The sequence below is a fragment of the Pedobacter sandarakinus genome, assembly GCF_026240095.1.
GTDB lineage: Bacteria > Bacteroidota > Bacteroidia > Sphingobacteriales > Sphingobacteriaceae > Pedobacter > Pedobacter sandarakinus.
In genome coordinates, this window is record NZ_JAPIVG010000005.1 from 15,023 (window position 1) to 32,529 (window position 17,507).

Consider the following 17,507-nt stretch of genomic DNA (forward strand, 5'->3'; position numbering starts at 1 on the left):
AAGATGTAAACTGTTCATTTAGCGTTTGAAATGCATTAGCAAAGAAAAAAGCCTTTAGATTTTTAAGTCTAAAGGCTTGATAATTAATGTAGAGTCAATCCGCGGAAGTTCGAACTTTTATGAGCATTGCGAAGCGATAGTTGATTTTGAGAATTTGTTAAACAATAAGGTGGAAAGGCAGTATCGTAAAAAGAAATTACTATAAGTTTTACCAAGGAATTTATCATTTTGAAATCTATTCCAATAGCCTCTTCAATGAATTGTTTCGCCCATTTTTGTATTATCAAGAAACGACCGTTTTTTGATAGAAATTGAGATGAGTATTTGATAAACAGTTATAGAACTATTGTGTCTTTTCTAGCAGGCCAGCGATGAAGTAAAGTCTACAGTTGTTTCCTTTCAACCATCAAGAAAAAGGAAGAATACAAGTTATCCTATGAGAGATTTTTGGCTATATTGTAATCACCTACATTTATTGAAATGAAAAACGACAAAACATCACAAAACTACACGTTAAACAGACGTAACTTTGTTACTGGAATTATCCCGGTGATAGCTGGCGCAACAATACCATCCTGGGCTTCGGCGAAGGAGATTCAACAAACCAGAGAAGACAATGACTTTCCAGGACTTATTACGCGAGAGAAAAAGCCATTAAATATGGAGTTTCCATTTCCTACGTTAAAAAACAGGATTACTCCAAATAACCAGTTCTTCATCAGGAGTCATTTTAATATTCCCAATATTGATGCTACAAATTGGGAATTAGAGATTGGCGGCAACACCAATCATGTCATAAAGATCAATCTGAGCGAACTTAAAAAGCTTCCTGCAAAAAAGGTAATGGCTACTATAGAATGTGCCGGAAACGGACGTGCTAACCTCGCCCCAAAAGTGAAGGGTTTAGGATGGGAACAAGGTGGGATCAGCAATGCTGAATGGACAGGAGTACCTTTATCCGTATTGTTAAAGAAGGCTGGCATAAAGGTGGGTACGGTAGACATTATTTTGGAAGGGAATGATGAGGGGATGATTACAGAAGAGCCGAAATCACCAGGAAAAATCAAATTCGCCCGAAGCATTCCGTTAAATATAGCAATGCAGGATCACATCATCATCGCCTATGAAATGAATGGAAAACCATTGAGTGCTGAACATGGTTTCCCGGCAAGGGCAATTATTCCAGGATGGTATGGTATGGCATCTGTGAAATGGCTGATGAAAATTACTGCATCTGAAAAGCCGTTTGATGGCTATTGGCAGACGATTGAATATGCTTACTGGAAGCGTGTTGAAGGACTACCTACCTTGACGCCCGTAACCACTACATTGGTTAAGTCTGAAATATCAAGGCCGGTATTGTTTGAAGCGGTGCCGGCTGGAAAACCTTATCAAGTAAGGGGTGCAGGATGGTCAGGTGATAGTAACCTATCGAAAGTAGAAATAAGCACGGATAAAGGAAATTCATGGCAACCAGCAAAATTAATTGGTCCTGCTATCCCTTTCGCCTGGCAGCTATTTGAATTTGAATGGGTGGTTCCTGCTAAGACTGGAAGATATAGTTTAATGGCTAGAGCGACAGATCAAAATGGCAAAACGCAACCCATGGAGCATGATTTAGACAGAAGAACTTACATGGTTAATTTTATCTCGCCAATTGATGTAGATGTAATATAGCTCAATAAGAACAAATTTCAGGATCTTGCGGTTATCGCATAAGGCTTGTTTGGCATAAACAGTTTATCACAATTAATATTCTACATCAAACCATGATCAGATTCACGTCTATACTTCTACTATTTGCTAGTTTCTCTGCACGAGCACAACATGAACACATGCAAATGGCAACTAAAAAAAATGTCTTCCTTGGGCAAATGGCTCATATGATGATGAAGATGGATGAAATATCAGCTACCACATCTGCAGACAGAGATTTCATACAAATGATGATCCCACATCACCAGGGTGCTATTGATATGGCAGAAGAAGAGATTAAGACCGGAAAAAATAAAGAAATGATTCAGCTAGCTAAAAGTATCAAAGCTGAGCAACAAACCCAGATTCAGCAAATGCGACTCCTGCTCAGCCATCCTGAAGGATTTATCGCTACAGGCAACCAACATCAAAACGCCAACCAGAAGATGATGAAAGTGATGATGGAACAAATGCCTGAAGAAAAACAATTGTCTGATACTGATCTGTCCTTTGCAAGGATAATGCTTCCTCACCATCAGGCTGCCATCGACATGGCTAAAGTTGAGTTGCGGTATGGAAAAAATAAAAATGTAAAAAGACTGGCCGAGAATATTATCTCAGATGAACAGATAGAAATCCAACAAATGAAGACATTTACAAACTCCCATTAACATATGAAAAAGATATCCTTGTTTACGCTATTAATATTCAGTTTTGCCCTACAATCAAAAGCACAATCAATCTATGCCCAAGACAGGGTTTATACAGGCAATCAGATATCTAATACGGTTTCTGTCTTAGATCCCTCAACACAAACGCTATTAGGAAATATTGTTCTTGGTAAACCCCAACCTGATATCTTAAGTCCTCTATATAAGGGACAGGCCCTGGTTCATGGCCTGGGTTATTCCCCTAAAAGGCAATTACTAGCAGCGGTTTCCATTGGATCAAATTCAGTAACCTTTATTTCAACAGCAAAAAATAAAGTTTTAAAAACTGTTTATATCGGACGTTCACCGCATGAGGCAACCTTTAACCCTTCAGGATCACAGGCATGGATATCGGTAAGAGGAGAATCGTATATCAGCGTAATTGATGCAAATAAACTGATTGAAATCAAGCAAATTCCAGTAGCCGACGGCCCGGGAATGGTTGCTTTTACTCCAGATGGAAAATGGGCTTATATTTGTTCCAGCTTTACTGCAGAAGTGGATGTAGTGAATGCAACTTCTTATGCTATTGTAAAGCGTATTCCAGTAGTTAGTCCATTTTCTCCAAATATATTCTGTAGTCCTGATGGGAAATGGATTGCATTGACACATAAGGATGTAGGGAAGATCACTGTCATCAGCACGGAGACAAATACGATACATACAGTACTAAATACAGGTCCAATTACCAACCATGTCACTTTTACTTTAGTTAATGATTCACCTGTGATGCTGGCAACCATTGGCGGAGAAAACAGCTTAAAAGTATTTAGTGTTTCACAAGATTTCAAGCTTACTGATAGCGTTGCGACAGGATCATTGCCACATGGCGTCTGGACTTCGGCAGATGGTAAATTTGCATATGTCGGATTAGAAAATGATGACCAGGTACAAGTGGTTGATCTGGTAAAAATGGCCGTTGTAAAAACCATTGCTATTGGACAATGTCCGCAAGCATTGTTGTACGCCGCTAATGCCAGCCCTGCAAATGCCTCAAAAGAAAATTTAACCCCGCTTAATCTTGCAGACAAAAGTCAGGTGATTAAATTGATGAATAAGGATAATTCAATGTCATCAGGCATGCTAAACGTAAGAAGCGTAGGCTTGACTGATCTTGTCCAACAGGACTTTAAAAAACTCGAGCCAAATACTTCGTATACTTTAGCGTTAACCAACTCCTCAAATGATACGTTTAACGCAGATTATGTCATCAATTCTTTTAAGACCGATGAAAAAGGAGCTTTTAGCGGTCAATCCTCGGGGATAATTAAGAGTGTAGGAACAGGTGGCGCCGATTATAAACATGTGGTTCTTATTGATGATCTTTCAAAAAAGCTGGTGATGATCAGTAACTAATGTATTTTAAACCAAAGATATAACTGCCCATAATGCAGCACTTGAAATTACTATCCATAAAATTACGCCTTGTAACAGTGGCATTATCCCCACTGCTTTCAAGATAGTAAATGAGAGTCCGCTTCCTATCAGGAACAAGGTTAAAGTTAAGCCTGCTTTTGCTAATGCTACAAAGTAGGGCGCAAAAGGCTTAATAAAAGGTAAGTAGGTGTTGGCGATCATTGCCAGGATAAATAGCCCTATAAAATAGGGTATACTAACTTTGCTATTGTTGCTTTTGAACAGGAAAGATGTACCAAACGCTACGGGAACAATCCATAGTGCTCTGGCTAACTTAACAGTTGTGGCTATCTGTAGTGCTTGTTCACCATATTTACTGGCTGCCCCAACAACAGAACTGGTATCGTGAATAGCAATGGCACACCACATACCAAATTGTGACTGTGACAAGTTAAGCGCATGTCCGATAGCGGGGAAAAGAAATAAGGCCACCGAGTTGAGTATAAAAACAGTACCCATTGCAACGGAGATCTGTTTTTCTTCTGCGTTCATTACAGGCGACAATGCAGCAATAGCACTTCCACCACAGATCGCCGTTCCAGCTGATATCAAAAAAGATGTTTTACGTTCTATTTTAAATACTTTTCCCAGGATAAAACCAATGATAAGCACTCCGAAAATAGAAACTACGGTAAACAGTACGCCTTCTTTTCCTGCTTTCATTGCACTGAATACATTCATTCCAAATCCTAGCCCGACAACAGAAATTTTTAGCAGCAGGTTTGTGGCCTTGTGATTTAAATGCAGATAGGGATGTTCCATTAGTTGCGCCAATACTAATCCTAGCAATAAGGCTAAAGGAGGCGACATAAATGGAAAGAGGCACAGCAAAACTGCCAGGATGAAGATAATTTTACGGGTGTTTAAATTTAAGTTTAGCAGGTTACCCGCCTTTATTTTAGAAGAATTTGAATTGTCTTTGATTTGTGTCATAATTTTGATTGTCTTTATTTTCTAATTCAAAGATCCATAACTAATAAACCCCGATCAAATCATTAAAACTTATCTTCCATAACTTCATGTTATAGAAGATAAGTTTTTAGACATTATTTATTCCCAACCCCATTTTTTGAAAATGAGATGTCCTTTATCGGATTGCATAAACTTGATAAAATCCTCAGTTTCCGACTTATGCGTACCAGTGCTACCCCTCACTACAGGTGTACCTCTATAGACTGTTTGTGTAACAGGAATCCTAACCATTGAGGTGAGGTCTGGTAAACGGTTATGCCAGGAGCCAAATGTTATCCAGGCATCATATTGAGGATCATTTTTCCATGCAGCAATACCCAATGCCGAATTTGCAAATGTACCTGCTATACGCTGCTGTATGTTTGCAATCAGATCTTGTCGACCTGCCAAATCTTCCCAAAGCCCCATTTGCCCAGCCCCATTCACATCAAGAATTTTCACACCTGGTTTACAGAGATCGCCCAGATTTTTGATGTTTTTAGGATTGCCGGGCCGTACCAGGATCGCTGCCGCACGTTTATATAACTCTGTCCGAGAGTTCGCCACTATCATGTTTGGGTGGTCAGACATGAATTTTGAAAGCATGTATTCTGCTCCTCCAAAGAACAGATCTGCATGTTTCATTGCATCCGGCATCCATTCATTATCTGGCCCGGCAGTGACTTTAATTACGATATCATGCTGCTTTCCAAAAACCTTCGCACATTCATTGATCGGTCCGAGCGGCCCACCGGGACCATAGACATATAAAGTATCGTTTGGGATTTGTGCATTCCCAATGGTCACTACAGCAACGACTGACAATATGGTTAAAAATATATTTTTCATTGTGTTTATGTTTAAGGTAAATCAAAACCAAACTTTTTGTAGATGGCAGCAGCCTGCGGACTGATCAAAAAATCCATAAAATCTTTTGCAGCGGCCGGATGTGGCGCATCTTTTAACTGTCCCGCTATATATTGCGCATGGATATTCTCTTTTTCAGGAATTTCAATGAGCTCAACAGGATGGCCAATCATTTTCTGATAGTAGGCCTCAGTATACCATACTGGAGCGGCGTCACTTTCGTTGTATAGGATCCTCATTGGTGATTGGCGATGATGGATCATGGTAAGATAAGTAGTCTTATCTTTAACTTTATCTTCCATGATGGTAGATTTTAATGTTTCCCCTCCAGCTTTCACATAGGCTTCTTCAATACGTTTACCGATCCCTTCATTCTCTGGATTGGGCATACTGATCCTCAGCTCTTTATTTGCTAAATCTTTGAGTGACTTCAATGCCTTCGGATTTCCCTTTTGGACCATGATTGCCAACCTGTTTCTAGCATATAAAGTCGTTTTGCTAAACCATTCAGGGGTCATGTCTATCCGGTTCTTACCAGCTGTATAAACATCCGGCTTTAAGGTAATTCTCATGTTGCCCACCACAATGCTACCGGTTTTTATTTGTTGGGCTAAAATGCCTGGGGGAAGCGTTTCGGCAAATACCCGCTGATAATGTGGATATGACTTTTTAAAGGCTGCAATTAATTCGTCAATGCACATAAACTGGTTACCGGCAAAGAAAACCACCAGTTGGGGATCATTAATGTCTCCAAAAAGATCAGGCACATTGTCTACTCCAGGTACTGTGAACTGAACTTTACTTTCAGGTGGAGTATTCCAGGGCGGATCAAAGCGATGATCCTGGGCCTTAACATTTCCACAAAGCAATAAAAATGCAACTGTGGCTAAAAAGGTGTGATTTATATATTTCATGATTTTCTAATTATTTGGTTTAAGGATGTACAACTGCCCATCCCTGATATTGACGGATGATGATTTCACCATTGCCGCTGGGTACATAACTGATAAAATCAAATAAGGTATTTTTTTCGATTTTCCTTTCTCTGACGGTATTTTCACATTGTGCAAGAATTACTCCTCTGGATTGCAGTTCTAACAATGTTTTTTCAAAAGATCCGTTCTTCTGGTAAACAGCTACGCCATCTCCAAAGGCAATAAGTTCTGCATTGATTTTCCCTTTTAACCTGGGATCGTCGAGTGCATTTTTTAGGTTTCGAAGTGTTCCTGCAATCTTTTTCTCATCACCGTTATTGATTACATACAGTGCCTTATAATTTTTCAGGGTGGCTTTTGCCCCTGTAAAATTAGCAGGTGTAGCTTGGGCAAAAGTGGCCGAGGTTGCTGCGATCAGCAAAAATAATGTACAGATTAAGGTTATTTTTTTCATGATTTTAGATTTTGATGATTTATTTAGTTGTTAGTTTTACTTGTTTTTCGGAGGTTACAATTGGTGCAAATGGACCATACTTATGTTGATTTTCAGAAAATTTGTCGGCATATGGTCCGTATGGCGCATCAAAAGGTTTTTTTAACAAATCAGGGTAATCTTTTCCCTGATCTTTATGTGGTCTTGGCTGTGAGTTCACAAAAGCAGCGAGATCCCAGGCCTCCTCATCACTTAACCGCGCATCTCCATATCTGGCACCATATGGCATATTGTTCTTTACGAACCCCGCAAAGTTACTGAGTCTATACATCCCTGCGCCATCATTGTAGCTGTGTTTGCCCCATAATGGCGGATAAACATAAGTTAGTTTGTCTTCATCGAGTATTCCCTCACCATTTGCACCATGACAACTTTGACATTTACTGGTATATAAAATCGCTCCATGTTTGACATTCGCTGCCCTATCCAGGAATTTTAATTTTTCGGTTCCCGTTCCAAACACTTTCTCCCCTTTTTTTACACCTGTTCCAAGCCATTTCATATAAGCCAGCATTGCCTGTATCTCTTTACTAGATTCGTCTGGTACTTTGCCTGCAAGACTTCGATTGAAGCACTCTGCAATACGTGCCGATGCAGGTTCAACCTTTCCTGATCTGCCACTCATTTTAGGAAAACTGGAAATAAAACCAGCATAATTATTTCCGAACAGTTTGGTTCCACCCTCGAGGTGACAATTCTGACAATTCATACCATTTGTAATACGGGCTATGGATCCATTTGGCCCAAAATATTTGCTCGTATGTGCTATTAATTCTTTGCCATACCTGATCATCTGGCCGTACTTGGTGTCCGCCGGAATCGTATTTTCATCAGGCGCTTTCCAGGCATCAGCAGGTACAACCTGGCTTTTGACGTTAACAGCAGCTATACCGGTTTCCACATCCTGTTTGGTTTTTGCTGTCACTACATCTGGCTGCCCATTAAAAAATAAAGTGCAGATGAAAATGGTTCCACAAGCAACAAATAGAAACGCAATGATAGCCGTTGTCCTGGCTGTATATATAAGTGCTTGTCTGATTTCTTTTTCTGTTGATTCCTTATTCATAACCAATATTTTTCTGTTACAAATGTGCATTTATTCTACTCATCAGAAAAAGCATAAAAAGTTATTGATGATAACGTAAGGTTATGATGTCAGTACCCGTTGAAACAAATTGTTTGTATCTTAGGTTATCTACTAAAACCGTGTATGATAGATTTCCGTTTGCAAGTATTTTATGCTGTCGCTAAAAGGCTGAATTTTACAAAGGCCTCGGCAGAGTTATTTATCAGTCAGCCTGCTGTAACCAAACACATTAAAGAATTAGAGCAGGAGTTCAAAATGTCATTATTTGAACGCAGTGGAAACAAAAAAATCAGCCTCACCCCAGCCGGCGAATTATTGTTGCATTACGCAGAACAGATTTTTGGAACTTACCGGGAACTGGAATATGATATGAATCTACTTACTAAACAGCATAAAGGAATATTGAGGATTGGTGCCAGCAGTACTGTGGCACAATATATCATTCCACCTGTATTGGCACAGTTTCACAATAAGTTTAAGGATATACAAATTCAACTGGTTACCGGAAACACAGAAGATGTAGAGCAGCGTTTGATTGCTAAGGAAATAGATTTTGGAATCATTGAAGGCATCTCCCGGAACCCACAGATTAAATACGAACAATATCTAAAAGACGAGCTGGTGCTGGTGTGTTCTGGTCACAATTATGCCATGAAAAAGGAAATGATCAAACCGAATGAGTTGAAGGATTATGATTTATTACTTCGTGAACCTGGTTCTGGTACACTAGATGTTATTGCATATGCTTTAAAAGCACACCAGATAAAGGTGGGGGACTTAAATATAGAAATGCAGTTAGGTAGTACCGAAAGCATTAAATCCTATTTGATTCACAGCAAATGCCTGGCTTTTTTATCTATCCACTCCATATTGAAAGAGCTCAAGAATAATGAATGCCGCATCATAGATATCAAGGATATGGTTATCGAAAGGCCGTTTCATTTCATTCAGCTTCATGGTCAGCAGGACGCTCTGGCGGAACTATTTATGCGCTTCGCTAAAAGCTACAACTATAATGTATAGTGTTACCGAAATTTCGAGGCAATATCAGCCAGCTAAAGTGCTGCTGCTCTTTGTTTCTGAAGCTCCTGGAGGTGACGATAAACATTTTTACCTGGGAAATACTAATCTGTTTCGAACAATTTATCTTGCATTTAGTGAGGTATTTGGCGATTTTAAATCTGTAGAAGATTTTTTGCAGTTCTTTAAAGGCACGGGATGCTTTTTGGAACATCTAACTTGTACACCTATTGATAAATCGTCAGTTAAAATCAGAAAAAACCAGAGGCAGGGGGGAATAGAGCAATTAGCTCATAAAATCAGAACATATCAACCCCGATTAATCATGATCCTAATGAAAAGCATTGAACAAGAGGTTAAAGAATCTATTGACCTATCAGGCTTATCGTTTATCGAAGAAATTGCAGTTACCTGCTATCCTGCCGGCACTGAATCAAACAGGCTTACTTGCATCCGGGATACCAGGGTTATCATCTCCAAACTGGCATCGATATTGACATAACATGCAAATATATTGCTGTAATATACCGATACAGAACAAGATGAAAATTCAAGATCAGGAAAACACCAAACAGCATGCAGGAGACCATTTGGCTAATGAAAGAACATTTTTGGCCTGGATCAGAACCAGTATTGGTATCATGGGATTTGGCTTCGTGGTGATGAAATTCTCGCTATTTATCAAGCAGATCAGTGCCGCACTGGGGAGTAAAGTGCCCCTGCACCAAACCGGAGATTCCCGCATTATCGGGATTTTTCTAGTTGCCCTGGGAGCAATTACTATCATTTGTTCTTACTTAAGATATAATTCAACGAAAGAACAATTGAATCAGGGGGTGTATTACCATTCAACACTTTTTGTTAAAGTTTTAACCGCTTTAGTTTTCATAGCTAGTATACTTTTACTGCTCTACCTTATTAAAACAACATAGGCAGTTAAATCATCTGTACTTGATGCTTTAGAAAAGAGAGGAAGGAAAGCGGTCGATATAGCGTTGCTTTTTGATATAAATTGCTGATTGCATTGGTCAAGGATCTTATAAAAATTTCACCTCTTTATGATAATCCACAGGAACAGGATAAGTCAATATTTTATGTTCCCGTAAATATTTTGGGTACCGCAATACGCTGTGAAGAATATATACCTGAATGGCCACTGAAAAAATAGGCTGTAAAACAGGCTACCGCAAAAAACATGGTGTATTCACTACCAAAAAGTTCTATACCCATAATCGTACAGGCAAGGGGTGTATTCGTTGCACCAGCAAAAACAGCAATAAATCCAAGGGCAGCAAACAAACTAACTGGAGCATTTAATAAGGTCGAAAGTGCATTGCCTAATGTTGCGCCAATATAAAACAAAGGCGTTACCTCACCACCTTTAAATCCAGTTCCTAATGTTAAAGTTGTGTAAATGGTCTTCCATAACCAGCTCCAAGTATCTGCTCCACCAGGCTGAAAAGCAGAGGGAATTGTAACGGCTCCTTGGTATTCGCTATCCACGCCCAAACTTAAGTAATCCGGTTTCCCGATGGCGTAAGTCAAGCCTATAATAATCAGACCACCGATAACAGGAATAAGCCACTGGATCTTACATACTTTAGAAAAAAAGGCCTTGATCTCATGCACCATTACAGCAAACAGGTAGCTGGCCAGACCAAACAATGTGGATGCTAGAATAACCTTACTAAGCAGGAGTAGGTTTACCGGCAGGTATTCAGATAGAAAGTAGGCACTTTTCTCTATGTGATCGATGTGATAAGCGGTATGATGGATGCCCCAGGCAGAGACAGTAAGATCACCAAGCACGCTGGCAATTAATGCGGGAAGTAAAGCCTTGTACTCTATTCTTCCAATGGCCAGAACTTCCATTGCAAATATGGCACCGGTGAGCGGTGTTCCGAACACCGCCCCAAACCCGGCTGCAATTCCCGCGGTAAGGAGCATCTTGGTGTCTACCTCATTTAGCTTAAACCAGCGGCTAAACATTCCTGCGATGCTTCCTCCGATTTGTACCGCGGTTCCCTCTCTTCCAGCCGATCCGCCAAACAAATGGGTAATCACTGTAGTTATTAAGATTACTGGCGCCATCTGCCTGGGCACTCCACCACCCGGCCTATGGATTTCATCCATGATCAGGTTATTTCCTTTTTCTGAGGACCTACCAACTGACTGATAAATCAGGTGGATCACAATACCTGCTAAAGGTAGCAGAAAAATGAGACAGGTATGCTGAAAGCGAAAGTGAATGGCCCAGCCTAGCAGCCAAAGGAACAAGGCAACCATACTTCCTATTGCAATGGCAACAGGAAGTATAAGCAGCGTCCATCGAACCGCATATTTAAAAACCGAAAGGTGTTCAAATAAAAATTTATTATGTTTCATTGTAGGTTAGCGGCTGATTTATAATTTTTTATAAAAAGTATTGATTCCTGCAAATGATGCCCTATCACCAAGTTCTTCTTCTATCCGAAGCAACTGGTTAAATTTAGATACCCTTTCAGAGCGGCAGCCACTTCCTGTTTTGATGTGCCCCGCACCGGTAGCGACAACCAGATCCGCAATTGTCGTGTCTTCAGTTTCACCACTGCGGTGAGAAATAAAGCAATTGTAACCGTTTTTTTGGGCTAGTTCTACGGCCTTTAGCGTTTCGGAAACTGTACCGATCTGGTTCAATTTAATCAGTACGCTGTTTGCAATGCCCTGGTCGATTCCCTGCTGGATAATACTCGGGTTGGTGCAGAATATATCATCTCCAACCAATTCCACTTTGTCTCCCAAAAGGCTGGTCAGCTTTTTCCATCCCTCCCAATCGTTTTCGCCCAACCCGTCTTCCAACAGGATAATTGGGTACTCTTTTAACCATCCTTCCCAAAAGCCAATCATTTCATCTGTTGTGATCCGTTCTTTAGAACTTTTATAAAATTCATATTTTCCATTATTCCACATTTCGCTGGTCGCTGGGTCAAGACAAAGGGAAATATCCTTGCCTGGAGCAAAACCGGCAATATGTATCGCTTCCATGATGATTTGGACGGCTTCCTCATTAGAACTCAGATTTGGCGCAAACCCACCTTCGTCACCAACTCCGGTATAATAGCCTTTCGCTTTTAGCAGACTTCTCAGGGAATGAAAAACAGCTTCGCCCATACGGATACTTTCCTTAAACGAGGGGGCGTTATGAGGGGCAATCATAAATTCCTGAAAATCGATGTTGTTATCAGAATGCCTTCCCCCATTAATGACATTCATGCACGGTACGGGCATTACGTAACCTTCCCTTTCCACTAGCTGCCTATACAAGGGAATCCCTTTTGCAACGGCCGAAGCCCGGGCGAAGGCGATTGAGGCCGCAAGCATCGCATTTGCGCCGAGCCTTGATTTATTCTCGGTTCCATCCAGACCAATTATATGATCATCGAAGGCCTGCTGACCCTCAAAGGATAAGCCGGTGACTGATTTGCCGACTTCGACGTTAATCCCTTTTACTGCTTTTTCCACGCCTTTACCATTATAGCGCTCTGGATCACCATCTCTAAGCTCTACGGCTTCTTTTTCACCCGTACTTGCCCCGGATGGAGAAATACCCCTTGCTGTTGTTCCGTTAAGAGTGACTTCTACTTCTACTGTCGGATTGCCCCTGGAATCCAAAATTTCACGGGCATGAATTTTAGTTAATTTCATAGTTTTTTGTTTTATATTGATTTTTAGTATTTCGGTTGCTTACAAATAATTGAGTTTCTCAAAAGATCAAAACCAGTGTTCCCCCAATGATCAGCAGGGCACCAAAGAATACTTTCAGGGTAAGAGCTTCTTTCAGGAACACCATTGCAAGTATAATAGTTAGGGCAACACTCAACTTATCAACAGGGGCGACCTGGGACACTTTCCCGATCTGCAAAGCCTTGTAGTAGAATATCCAGGACAAGCCGGTGGCAAGGCCAGATAAAAAAAGAAATAGCAGGTTATGCTTTGACAGTTCCGTAATTCCTTTAAGTTCGCCTCTGGCCATTACGATCCCCCAGGCTACAATCAGTATTACCACCGTTCGTATGGCAGTAGCCAAATCAGAATTGACATTGGTTACGCCGACTTTTGCAAAGATGGCCGTAAGGGAAGCAAAGAAAGCTGATAATAGCGCGTAGATCCACCACATAGTTTTATGTTAATTTTCCGTTATTGAATAATTCCAAAGTAATGAGTACAAGAACCGTTGCTCCGGCAATGATCCGGTAAATGCCGAACCAGCGGAAAGAATGCTTTTGAAGATAGGTGATGAAAGAGCGGATGGCCATCCATACATCCCACCCGCACCTGCTTTACTTAAATGAATGATCGTAGTTAGATTCGGTTCATGGGAAGGGCGTAGACGCTTAACGGTGTTTTTAATCAGTCCTGAAGCAATCTGATCTGCACTAGCAACTAGTAGCGCAATGGTAATAAGAACCTGCCAAATTTTTTTGCAGAAATTCTGGAAGAGGCAATAAATAATGAAGGCATAAAAAGGAAGCCAAAAACGCTTATCACTGGCCCAGTACATGATCGTATCCCAGAATGCATTATGGTGCTGATTTATCCACAAGAACCATTCAGTTTCAACCGGCAGGACCATTGCTAACACTGATCTCACTTTGGCAGACAGACAAAGTAAGACAAGCGCAATTAAGATAGCTGCCAGCAATAAGAGTTGAGAATTTATTTTTAATTTTTTCACCTACAATACTTTGACCGGCAGATTTTATTACCTGCTGGAATTTCTATTGTAGGCGCCATCAGCTTTTGAAAAAAGCGGTTGAATCGGAAGGACACCATTTCCGTATTGCAAATATAATACTAATAAAATGATGTGCAAAATCTTAAAGTAGGTGTTGAGAATTTAATTTATCACTATTCCTCCTTATTTGAATACGAGAACCAGTTTCTTATTCTTCTACCGTTTAAACAAGCATCATATCACGGGATTAAAGCTTTTCTTAAACAAAATGAAACCGCCTGGAAATAACCATGTTATCTATATAGGAATTTTTTTTATAACCCTAAAAAATTAAAGTTATGGGATACCATGAATGGAAAAACTGTATTGATGCATGCTTAAAGTGTGCTTCAATTTGCAATCATTGTGCAAGTTCATGCACTCAGGAAGAAGACGTGAAAATGATGGCGCGGTGTATTGAGCTTGATATGCAATGTGCAGCCATCTGCTACTCTGCCGCTCAATTGATGAGTATGGGTAGCTCTTTTGCTCAAGACATTTGCCGTATTTGCGCAGATATTTGCCAGCAATGCGGAGATGAGTGTAGTAATCATCATACCCAGCATTGTCAGGAATGTGCAGATGCTTGTAAGGCTTGTGCGGAAGAATGCAGAAGAATGACAGGAGTAGCTGCTTAAGATGCCAATCACCGTGAGCATTAATTGATTAAGGGCAGCATTCTAGTTGCCCTTTCATTTTTATAAATAGGCAAATTTATTCCATTCATTTTATTTTCATTATTCCCTCATTATTTGATATTTACCAAGGTTTGAGGTTGTTCTTGGTATGTCCTTTCTCTAGCCTTAAAAAAATGGGTTTTTTAGGATATGATTCTCATAAACTCATTCCATTATTCAAATAAGAATTTCAGTTTTTGATGATGAGTACTTGATAATTCGAATTCTATGAAAATGAAGGCTAGATGCGAGTTGAGGAATGCATTAAATAATGCATGAACTTTCAATTCCCGCTTCATCAAATTATTTCAAAAAACAAAAAATACAAATTTCATTTCAATGGCGGTGTTAAATCAATCACGTTGTTAAACCGAGGGTATGTACCTTCTAAATTAAATGCAAGCTACATGGCATTTGCGCATAATTGTAAAAAAATTTAGACCAAACGGATTTCCCCCCGTTTATCCTATAATTGAATAATATTCAAGCTGATCGATGTTCGCAATTGAAACTGATCCACATGCTTATTTGGCTAATTAGATAGCAGTTTATGGAGTTCAACACTGATGTCTAGACAATTGGTGTTTTATAAATAGTTGCGGTATATCTTAATTTTAGGGAAAATTCTAAAAAGTTCGAACCGAAAAATTCAATTTAATCTATTGTAAGTGACTTATTTTCAAGTTCTTAATGTTTAAAAAATAAGAGGCATACTTTTTAGATGCCTCATATTGCCACTTAGTAGGGTCAACCCGCGGAAGTTCGACCCTTTTTGAGCATTGTGAAGCTGTGGTTAATTTTGATAAAGTTTTGAACAACAAGATGGAGGGACAGTATAGGAAAAAGAAATTATTCGATGACAATCGAAAGTAGGGTGAGAAATATCGTAACCTAATATTTGTTGATATTTTGTAACGGTTTTGTTGCGGTTTATCCTCTCATCTTTTTAGATTAATGCAGATTTTAGCGCCTATATATTTAGGTTGTTAAATTTGAAGGGTTTGAAAGTTAAGCAGGTACCAAATTGCTCTATAATTGGAGTCGTCTTGCTGTACCTGATTATCTCTTTGGGCAATATCTTTTTTTTATCCAACCTCTCCCTTTTAGAGTCCGCCCGGGGAATAAAATCAGCTGCGCAGTACAAAGGTAGCTTTTCTCCGCTTGGAAAGGATTCAAAAATTACCAGACAATTTAAGTGTATCCTTGATGAACGCAAGAAAACCGTGCTTCCTGTTTTGGAAGCTTTTCTTATCGGCGTCATCTTATTTTTGGGGCTTTCGCTTTTAGCCTCTAACCTAAACAGGTATTTTCTTGAGATCAGATACAGGATTGCCGGATCAGTCCCAATTTATATTTCCAACCAGGTCTTTCGGATCTGAGATTTATCTCAATTTTCTTTTATTGACAGGTCCTTCAAATGATGAAGTGACGACGGCCGGTTAATCACCGTGTTTCCTGTCCAAGACGTCCGTCAAATCTTTTTCCTTAAATTTTAATTTAAAGACATGATCCGTATTAAACAGATTTTCTGTTTGTTCCCACTTTTATATATGGGGCTGGAAAGCCATGCCCAAACCTCCCCAAAGCCCATCGGGATCGTTGATCTGATCGATCACGTGACCGCTTTTTCACCTTCACTGGCCGCTGATTCAGCAACAGTTGATATACGTGCCGCCCAGTTAAGAGAGACCGCGGCGAATGCCCTTCCAAATCTGAAGCTTAATTATCAGGCAGATCTGGGCTCAAACAATAATGTTGCAGGGCCATACATGGCCTTTGGTATTGTTCCTTCCAATTCCAGAGGTGTTAGGACTGAAAGCACTACCAAGGCTACACTTACTAATCTTGGTATTGTCTCCCTTGATTGGGAGGTCTATAATTTTGGTGCCTATAAAGCTCAGAATGCAGTCGCCAAATCAGAACTTGTCGTTGAACGATCCAAGTTTGCCCAGCGCCGATACCAGACAAGGGCCATCGCTATTGATGATTACCTGAGTCTACTAAAGCTTCAGGACATGCTATCCATTCAAGCAAGCAATATCAGTCGCAATGAGCAGATCAACCGTTCGATTTTATCCCTTGCCAGAAGCGGTGTGCGTCCGGGTGTGGATACCAGTATCGCAGGGGCCGAACTCTCCAAATCAAGATTGAACTATATTGAAATGGACAATACCTACAGACAGGTTCAGCTCGACATTGCAGCAATCAGCGGGCTAAATCCGGAAAGTATTGTCGCTGACAGTACGATCCTGGATCGGCTAAAATCGCTTGAGGTAAACCTATCGGTAAAGTTGACCGACAGTTCAAGCCATCCGCTGCTTGATTTCTACAAAAGCAATTATCTAAGCAGCGTTGAGAAGGAAAACCTGGTCAAAAAAGCCTATAATCCAAAGGTAAGCCTGCAAGCTGCTGCCTGGTCAAGGGGATCAAGCATTGATGCCAATGATAATTTCAACAGTCTCTCGAATGGCTTGGAATGGCAACGGGAAAATTACCTCGTGGGCGTAGGGATCAGTTATAACTTATTTGATCTGCGCAGGCGTCAGTTGAAGCTTAGGACCCAAAAGGCCAGTAGCAATTTTTACTTAAAGGAACTACAGCAGGAGCGGCTAATGTTATCAAATGCCGCCCTTCAGGCAGGCCTTGAGATCAGTACCGCGCATAAAAGACTCGATGAAATACCAAACCAGCTAAAGGCAGCGGCCGCAGGGTATCGCCAGAAGCTCTCGCTTTATAAGAACGGGCTGACCGACATCATTGAGCTCAATGCAGCCCTGACCATCCTTTACCGTGCAGAAACCGATTTTGTCAACGCAAAATATCTGTACATCCGGGCGCTTTTTCAAAAGGCTATCGCCACCAACCAAGTAGATTCACTGTTAAACACATTAAAATAATAAAGA

At 40.4% G+C, this 17,507-nt stretch carries 17 protein-coding genes and 1 riboswitch; of the genes, 8 read left to right on the forward strand and 9 right to left on the reverse strand.

Going from position 1 to position 17,507, the window contains the following annotated elements:
- Nucleotides 1-480: 480 nt before the first annotated feature.
- The 3 genes from OQ268_RS13905 (at nucleotide 481) to OQ268_RS13915 (ending at nucleotide 3,761) form a co-directional block, all read left to right on the forward strand.
- Nucleotides 481-1,677: a sulfite oxidase gene (locus tag OQ268_RS13905; RefSeq protein ID WP_008245487.1), complete on the forward strand. Its 1,197-nt coding sequence runs from the start codon at nucleotides 481-483 to the stop codon at nucleotides 1,675-1,677.
- Between the two features lie 158 nt (nucleotides 1,678-1,835).
- Nucleotides 1,836-2,366, forward strand: a complete 531-nt coding sequence (locus OQ268_RS13910) for a DUF305 domain-containing protein (RefSeq protein ID WP_056095405.1) — start codon at nucleotides 1,836-1,838, stop codon at nucleotides 2,364-2,366.
- Nucleotides 2,367-2,369: 3 nt separating this feature from the next.
- Entirely contained in the window at nucleotides 2,370-3,761 is a 1,392-nt protein-coding gene (locus tag OQ268_RS13915; RefSeq protein WP_056095402.1) for a beta-propeller fold lactonase family protein, read from the forward strand.
- A 6-nt stretch (nucleotides 3,762-3,767) separates the two neighbouring features.
- On the opposite strand, the gene OQ268_RS13920 is transcribed toward OQ268_RS13915, so the two are convergent.
- The 5 genes from OQ268_RS13920 to OQ268_RS13940 form a co-directional block, all read right to left on the reverse strand.
- On the reverse strand, nucleotides 3,768-4,754 hold the full coding sequence (locus tag OQ268_RS13920) for a YeiH family protein (RefSeq protein ID WP_008245480.1): 987 nt from the start codon (nucleotides 4,752-4,754) through the stop codon (nucleotides 3,768-3,770).
- 117 nt (nucleotides 4,755-4,871) lie between these two features.
- Nucleotides 4,872-5,597, reverse strand: a complete 726-nt coding sequence (locus tag OQ268_RS13925; RefSeq protein WP_265856904.1) for a substrate-binding domain-containing protein — start codon at nucleotides 5,595-5,597, stop codon at nucleotides 4,872-4,874.
- Nucleotides 5,598-5,632: 35 nt separating this feature from the next.
- The gene (locus tag OQ268_RS13930; protein ID WP_056870676.1) at nucleotides 5,633-6,553 is read right to left on the reverse strand and encodes a molybdate ABC transporter substrate-binding protein; all 921 of its coding nucleotides are present in this window, start codon (nucleotides 6,551-6,553) and stop codon (nucleotides 5,633-5,635) included.
- Nucleotides 6,554-6,572: 19 nt separating this feature from the next.
- A complete protein-coding gene (locus tag OQ268_RS13935; RefSeq protein ID WP_008245470.1) occupies nucleotides 6,573-7,028 on the reverse strand; it encodes a DsrE family protein in 456 nt (151 codons plus the stop codon).
- 19 nt (nucleotides 7,029-7,047) lie between these two features.
- Entirely contained in the window at nucleotides 7,048-8,133 is a 1,086-nt protein-coding gene (locus OQ268_RS13940) for a c-type cytochrome (RefSeq protein ID WP_187593149.1), read from the reverse strand.
- 144 nt (nucleotides 8,134-8,277) lie between these two features.
- Here OQ268_RS13940 and OQ268_RS13945 point away from each other — a divergent pair, with 144 nt between their 5' ends.
- The 3 genes from OQ268_RS13945 to OQ268_RS13955 are packed head-to-tail and all read left to right on the forward strand — an operon-like array spanning nucleotide 8,278 to nucleotide 10,106.
- Nucleotides 8,278-9,177 carry a LysR family transcriptional regulator gene (locus OQ268_RS13945; RefSeq protein WP_056095397.1) on the forward strand — a complete coding sequence of 300 codons (900 nt, stop codon included), beginning with the start codon at nucleotides 8,278-8,280 and terminating at the stop codon, nucleotides 9,175-9,177.
- Nucleotides 9,170-9,676 carry a hypothetical protein gene (locus OQ268_RS13950; RefSeq protein WP_056095394.1) on the forward strand — a complete coding sequence of 169 codons (507 nt, stop codon included), beginning with the start codon at nucleotides 9,170-9,172 and terminating at the stop codon, nucleotides 9,674-9,676. Before OQ268_RS13945 ends, OQ268_RS13950 begins: the two co-directional genes overlap by 8 nt.
- A 40-nt stretch (nucleotides 9,677-9,716) precedes the next feature.
- Nucleotides 9,717-10,106: a YidH family protein gene (locus OQ268_RS13955; RefSeq protein ID WP_008245456.1), complete on the forward strand. Its 390-nt coding sequence runs from the start codon at nucleotides 9,717-9,719 to the stop codon at nucleotides 10,104-10,106.
- Nucleotides 10,107-10,266: 160 nt separating this feature from the next.
- On the opposite strand, the gene OQ268_RS13960 is transcribed toward OQ268_RS13955, so the two are convergent.
- Genes OQ268_RS13960 through OQ268_RS13975 form a run of 4 tightly spaced genes read right to left on the reverse strand, consistent with a single transcriptional unit; the run spans nucleotide 10,267 to nucleotide 13,888 of the window.
- Nucleotides 10,267-11,559, reverse strand: coding sequence for a voltage-gated chloride channel family protein (locus OQ268_RS13960; RefSeq protein WP_265856908.1), 1,293 nt, complete (start codon nucleotides 11,557-11,559; stop codon nucleotides 10,267-10,269).
- Nucleotides 11,560-11,577: 18 nt separating this feature from the next.
- Nucleotides 11,578-12,858: a phosphopyruvate hydratase gene (gene eno, locus OQ268_RS13965; RefSeq protein WP_008245454.1), complete on the reverse strand. Its 1,281-nt coding sequence runs from the start codon at nucleotides 12,856-12,858 to the stop codon at nucleotides 11,578-11,580.
- Between the two features lie 58 nt (nucleotides 12,859-12,916).
- Nucleotides 12,917-13,330 carry an EamA family transporter gene (locus OQ268_RS13970; RefSeq protein ID WP_008245453.1) on the reverse strand — a complete coding sequence of 138 codons (414 nt, stop codon included), beginning with the start codon at nucleotides 13,328-13,330 and terminating at the stop codon, nucleotides 12,917-12,919.
- A 9-nt stretch (nucleotides 13,331-13,339) separates the two neighbouring features.
- Nucleotides 13,340-13,888, reverse strand: coding sequence for a phosphatase PAP2 family protein (locus OQ268_RS13975; protein WP_187593151.1), 549 nt, complete (start codon nucleotides 13,886-13,888; stop codon nucleotides 13,340-13,342).
- Nucleotides 13,889-13,930: 42 nt separating this feature from the next.
- A riboswitch (Fluoride riboswitch) is annotated at nucleotides 13,931-13,999 on the reverse strand.
- A gap of 329 nt (nucleotides 14,000-14,328) precedes the next feature.
- Between OQ268_RS13975 and OQ268_RS13980 the strand changes: the two genes are divergently transcribed.
- Entirely contained in the window at nucleotides 14,329-14,565 is a 237-nt protein-coding gene (locus tag OQ268_RS13980; RefSeq protein ID WP_231459955.1) for a four-helix bundle copper-binding protein, read from the forward strand.
- A 1,544-nt stretch (nucleotides 14,566-16,109) separates the two neighbouring features.
- The gene (locus OQ268_RS13985) at nucleotides 16,110-17,501 is read left to right on the forward strand and encodes a TolC family protein (RefSeq protein ID WP_056095310.1); all 1,392 of its coding nucleotides are present in this window, start codon (nucleotides 16,110-16,112) and stop codon (nucleotides 17,499-17,501) included.
- Nucleotides 17,502-17,507 lie beyond the last annotated feature (6 nt).

Excerpts from the sequence above, each read along its gene's own strand:
- OQ268_RS13905 (WP_008245487.1), top strand. The coding sequence starts at position 481 with ATGAAAAACGACAAAACATCACAAAACTACACGTTAAACAGACGTAAC.
- OQ268_RS13910 (WP_056095405.1), top strand. The coding sequence starts at position 1,836 with ATGCAAATGGCAACTAAAAAAAATGTCTTCCTTGGGCAAATGGCTCAT.
- OQ268_RS13915 (WP_056095402.1), top strand. The coding sequence starts at position 2,370 with ATGAAAAAGATATCCTTGTTTACGCTATTAATATTCAGTTTTGCCCTA.
- OQ268_RS13920 (WP_008245480.1), bottom strand. The coding sequence starts at position 4,754 with ATGACACAAATCAAAGACAATTCAAATTCTTCTAAAATAAAGGCGGGT.
- OQ268_RS13930 (WP_056870676.1), bottom strand. The coding sequence starts at position 6,553 with ATGAAATATATAAATCACACCTTTTTAGCCACAGTTGCATTTTTATTG.
- OQ268_RS13935 (WP_008245470.1), bottom strand. The coding sequence starts at position 7,028 with ATGAAAAAAATAACCTTAATCTGTACATTATTTTTGCTGATCGCAGCA.
- OQ268_RS13940 (WP_187593149.1), bottom strand. The coding sequence starts at position 8,133 with ATGAATAAGGAATCAACAGAAAAAGAAATCAGACAAGCACTTATATAT.
- OQ268_RS13945 (WP_056095397.1), top strand. The coding sequence starts at position 8,278 with ATGATAGATTTCCGTTTGCAAGTATTTTATGCTGTCGCTAAAAGGCTG.
- OQ268_RS13950 (WP_056095394.1), top strand. The coding sequence starts at position 9,170 with ATGTATAGTGTTACCGAAATTTCGAGGCAATATCAGCCAGCTAAAGTG.
- OQ268_RS13955 (WP_008245456.1), top strand. The coding sequence starts at position 9,717 with ATGAAAATTCAAGATCAGGAAAACACCAAACAGCATGCAGGAGACCAT.
- OQ268_RS13960 (WP_265856908.1), bottom strand. The coding sequence starts at position 11,559 with ATGAAACATAATAAATTTTTATTTGAACACCTTTCGGTTTTTAAATAT.
- eno (WP_008245454.1), bottom strand. The coding sequence starts at position 12,858 with ATGAAATTAACTAAAATTCATGCCCGTGAAATTTTGGATTCCAGGGGC.
- OQ268_RS13970 (WP_008245453.1), bottom strand. The coding sequence starts at position 13,330 with ATGTGGTGGATCTACGCGCTATTATCAGCTTTCTTTGCTTCCCTTACG.
- OQ268_RS13980 (WP_231459955.1), top strand. The coding sequence starts at position 14,329 with ATGATGGCGCGGTGTATTGAGCTTGATATGCAATGTGCAGCCATCTGC.
- OQ268_RS13985 (WP_056095310.1), top strand. The coding sequence starts at position 16,110 with ATGATCCGTATTAAACAGATTTTCTGTTTGTTCCCACTTTTATATATG.